A 3,123-nucleotide genomic window follows, 5' to 3' on the forward strand; every position below is an offset into this window, starting at 1 on the left:
TCAAGTCAATTTGATTGCACATATCTTCGGACTTGTTGCATAAACAATCTTAATTCTAGAGGATTTTCTCACTTTAAATATTTTTTGCAACACAACCGACTGGGTTTAATAATTTTGTCGTCTTTTTCGAGAACTTCGATTTCGGAATTTTGAACTAAAACTTTCTCTGGGTATCTTTTTGCGTATATCGAGGTCAGTAATAACCAGTCTCGTTCTGTGTTTAAGGAAAAATTACATTCCGGCAATACATCAATCACAGATTGAGAAAAAGCTTTTATTCCAGTAGTTTTTACCCATTTCTGACGTGCTGGAGTGAGCTTGCGTAAATATTTTTGGTCATTCGGCTCGACATATCTCTCTTCATAAATGCGTACTGCTTTTTCCCAGTAATCTATAATCTCTGGATCGAACTCCAAAAAATCTGGCAGCAACATTCTAACTTGATCTACCCTTGCTAAATGACCAGTAATTTTTGCCCATTGTTTTATAGTTGCATCCAATTCGTTTCTCTTTTTGTTTTTCTTTTTAGCTACTATGCCTATCACCTCCAAAACAAACAGCGCTGTGTTAACACAGCGCCTAAAAAAAATGATGATATTAATTTAACTTTGTTGCCTAAGTATTTCCTGAATCAACACTTGGCATCGCTTACTGGCATCTCTTGCTTGTCGCATCAAAGTTCTGCCTTGTTCGCGATCTGTAGGTGAAACTTCCACAGCTTGTCGGCTATAATCTGTTGCTTGACGTGCCAGTTCTTTTGCCCTAGCTTTTAAGTCTTTCATTCTCCCTCCATCTCAATCAGCAGAATATCCAGGTTTTCTACCTCTTCATATAGTTTATCGGCTCTGCTAGCCAGTAAACTAGCATCGCTGAGGTCATTGTTCTCAAAAGCCGCTTCTGATGCTGCATACAAGTCAAACACTACACGTTGCAGTCCAAAGTAAGCTTGTAGCAAGGCAGTTCTCGTTTCTGATTTCATATCCTCCTATTATTTAATTTTCTAAATTTAACAGTACAAAGACTGTAGACAAGGTATTGGGCAATTGCCGCGCCTTCTGTGCAGTCTCGTGTTGTTTATTCAATGACTTTGAGTATCTCCCCCGGCCCGCTTTACCCGTACCTTGCGTACTCTGTGCTATACGACGGAGGGTTCTCGTTTCTCAAATCTATGTCTGGAGGTTGGTGCTTAACGTTTCTTTTGTTCGAGAGGTGAGCGCTTTGCTCTCCTTATGATTAAAATTACTGCGTTCCGCCATAATTGTCAAGGGGAAGGGAGAAATAATTTTGCTGATGGCAATAAATCTGTTACATCTATATTCATAGCTTCACATATACGGCTCAGCACATCTTTTGACACCGTTAGTGATTCTCCTCTTCTTTCTTTTCCAGCGAAGAGATGGGGGGTTTCGAGCTGCTGAATATATGACTCAGAAACAGCTTTACCAGTTTTCTGAGTTTCTATAGATAAAGCTTTACGACTAAAACTTTTGGCTTCCCTGAGATGTCGTAACCTATTGCCCAAGTTTTCATCCCAATGAAATGTTGCTACAAGTCGCAGATCCACTGCTGTCATAATTAAATTACTTTTATTGCGCTCCGCCATTGACATTAGTATATTACTCGACTTAAACTAAGATTGACAACCACAATTCAAGCAAATAGAAAACAAAGGCGATCGCATCCCTTGCGACGAGAACGGCGATCACCTGCCCCAGATTTTAAATTAAGGAGCAAATAGACTATTATGTCACAAATTGAAATTGCTCAAGTCATCGAACAGATTAAAGAAGAAATTGAGGTAGACGTAACAGGCAAAGGGAAAGGAAGCATCAAGGCTACAGCCAGACTAGCTGGAGTCAGTGATAAAGCGATCGGTAAAGCATTAGAAAGCGCGAACCTCGAACCATCGAAACTTGCTCAAAGACTTATGCAGCAAGGCTTTGAGTCCGCGAACCTGAATGAATGGAGAACTGAGGGTATCCCAGACATCGCAATCGGCATCATCCTTCATTACTATGCTTACGAAGCTGGTCGCTACTGCACTAAACAAGCTAAGTTAGTCTGTCAAGCATTCGGGACTATTGGTGTTCGTGCATGGATGCAGGATGCTTTAGGCTGGACAAAGCCAACACAAGAGCATAACAAGTACTCAATCGCAACAACCCCCCACACCAGCCCTTCCTCCCGTTGAACAGCGGCTATACACTTTTGTACAGGCAATGGAAGCCCTAGCCGAACTAACAGGAGAACGGCTCAATCCTTACCTTGAACAGCATTGCAAAGACTTTGTTGCTAATTTGTTAGCTCAATACAACAGACAGTCCCTAACAGGCACAAAAGAAAAGTGGCTCGGCGTGGTCAACTTCGCGGAGAGTGAGCTAGGTAAGAAAGTCCCTATCAAAGGCTCCCACTATCGCGGACACCTGGGGACGTGGGTGAGAACATTCTATCCACAACTGGGTGATCGCCAAGAGACGCGACTAGTCAATGGCGTTCAACAGCACGTTTATGTCTACGCTTGCCATGAGCCGATTGTTGCAGCAGGATTGAGCAAAGCGGTTGAAGAATTCTTCGCTCATCCTAGCCCTGGTGCAGCGCTCTCGAAGGCGGGGGCTTTCGCTAGTAAGAAGGAACGGGTATCGGTTTAATAGCCCTCAGTTGTCAGTTCTCAGTTCCCTGAATCTTGCTTACTGCTGGCTAATCAAATAATACCCATGTAGAAAATTAGCATTGAGAAAATCTTATGATCATCCCTTTCGATTTACAAGGACGAGCCAAAGCTACTGATGGTAAAGAGTACATCGTTAGTACTGCTTACGTGGACATCATCGAAATTCTAACTTCTAAGGAATCAGCGCACGCCGACCACCAAATGCGAGGGACTTTGGACATGATTGCTGAGGGGGGTGGGTTTTGTGGCGAAGATGTTGATGAGTTTCTCAGCGATGTTTTGGACGAGCTTCAAGATTGGGGATTGGTAGAAGAAATTGACGATGGCAACGAGATTTACTGGGTGCTAACTCCAAAGGGTTGTGTTGCAAAAAATATTTAAAGTGAGAAAATCCTCTAGAATTAAGATTGTTTATGCAACAAGTCCGAAGATATGTGCAATCAAATTGACTT

General features: G+C 42.4%; 7 protein-coding genes. 3 read left to right on the plus strand and 4 right to left on the minus strand.

The features are described 5' to 3' along the window. Window positions 1–68: 68 nt before the first annotated feature. The 4 genes from HCR01_RS37405 to HCR01_RS37420 form a co-directional block, all read right to left on the minus strand. Entirely contained in the window at window positions 69–500 is a 432-nt protein-coding gene (locus tag HCR01_RS37405) for a hypothetical protein (RefSeq protein WP_193200931.1), read from the minus strand. A gap of 102 nt (window positions 501–602) precedes the next feature. Beyond that, window positions 603–782, minus strand: a complete 180-nt coding sequence (locus HCR01_RS37410) for a hypothetical protein (protein ID WP_193200932.1) — start codon at window positions 780–782, stop codon at window positions 603–605. Next, on the minus strand, window positions 779–979 hold the full coding sequence (locus HCR01_RS37415; RefSeq protein WP_193200933.1) for a hypothetical protein: 201 nt from the start codon (window positions 977–979) through the stop codon (window positions 779–781). The genes HCR01_RS37410 and HCR01_RS37415 overlap by 4 nt, the downstream gene beginning before the upstream one ends. A 282-nt stretch (window positions 980–1,261) precedes the next feature. Then, a complete protein-coding gene (locus tag HCR01_RS37420; protein ID WP_193200934.1) occupies window positions 1,262–1,573 on the minus strand; it encodes a helix-turn-helix domain-containing protein in 312 nt (103 codons plus the stop codon). 171 nt (window positions 1,574–1,744) lie between these two features. Here HCR01_RS37420 and HCR01_RS37425 point away from each other — a divergent pair, with 171 nt between their 5' ends. The 3 genes from HCR01_RS37425 (at window position 1,745) to HCR01_RS37435 (ending at window position 3,052) form a co-directional block, all read left to right on the plus strand. Next, window positions 1,745–2,191 (plus strand): hypothetical protein, encoded by a 447-nt coding sequence (locus tag HCR01_RS37425; protein ID WP_193200935.1) that lies wholly within the window; start codon window positions 1,745–1,747, stop codon window positions 2,189–2,191. Window positions 2,192–2,219: 28 nt separating this feature from the next. Next, window positions 2,220–2,648, plus strand: a complete 429-nt coding sequence (locus HCR01_RS39735) for a hypothetical protein (protein ID WP_226890076.1) — start codon at window positions 2,220–2,222, stop codon at window positions 2,646–2,648. Between the two features lie 95 nt (window positions 2,649–2,743). Further along, entirely contained in the window at window positions 2,744–3,052 is a 309-nt protein-coding gene (locus HCR01_RS37435) for a hypothetical protein (RefSeq protein WP_193200936.1), read from the plus strand. Window positions 3,053–3,123: the final 71 nt, after the last annotated feature.

It is taken from the genome of Nostoc sp. MG11 (assembly GCF_014904695.1).
In the GTDB taxonomy this organism is placed as follows: Bacteria; Cyanobacteriota; Cyanobacteriia; order Cyanobacteriales; family Nostocaceae; genus Komarekiella.

What these genes read in the sequence shown, in the direction of transcription:
- HCR01_RS39735 (WP_226890076.1), top strand. Translation starts at nt 2,220, where the DNA reads ATGGAAGCCCTAGCCGAACTAACAGGAGAACGGCTCAATCCTTACCTT.
- HCR01_RS37410 (WP_193200932.1), bottom strand. Translation starts at nt 782, where the DNA reads ATGAAAGACTTAAAAGCTAGGGCAAAAGAACTGGCACGTCAAGCAACA.
- HCR01_RS37415 (WP_193200933.1), bottom strand. Translation starts at nt 979, where the DNA reads ATGAAATCAGAAACGAGAACTGCCTTGCTACAAGCTTACTTTGGACTG.
- HCR01_RS37425 (WP_193200935.1), top strand. Translation starts at nt 1,745, where the DNA reads ATGTCACAAATTGAAATTGCTCAAGTCATCGAACAGATTAAAGAAGAA.
- HCR01_RS37420 (WP_193200934.1), bottom strand. Translation starts at nt 1,573, where the DNA reads ATGACAGCAGTGGATCTGCGACTTGTAGCAACATTTCATTGGGATGAA.
- HCR01_RS37435 (WP_193200936.1), top strand. Translation starts at nt 2,744, where the DNA reads ATGATCATCCCTTTCGATTTACAAGGACGAGCCAAAGCTACTGATGGT.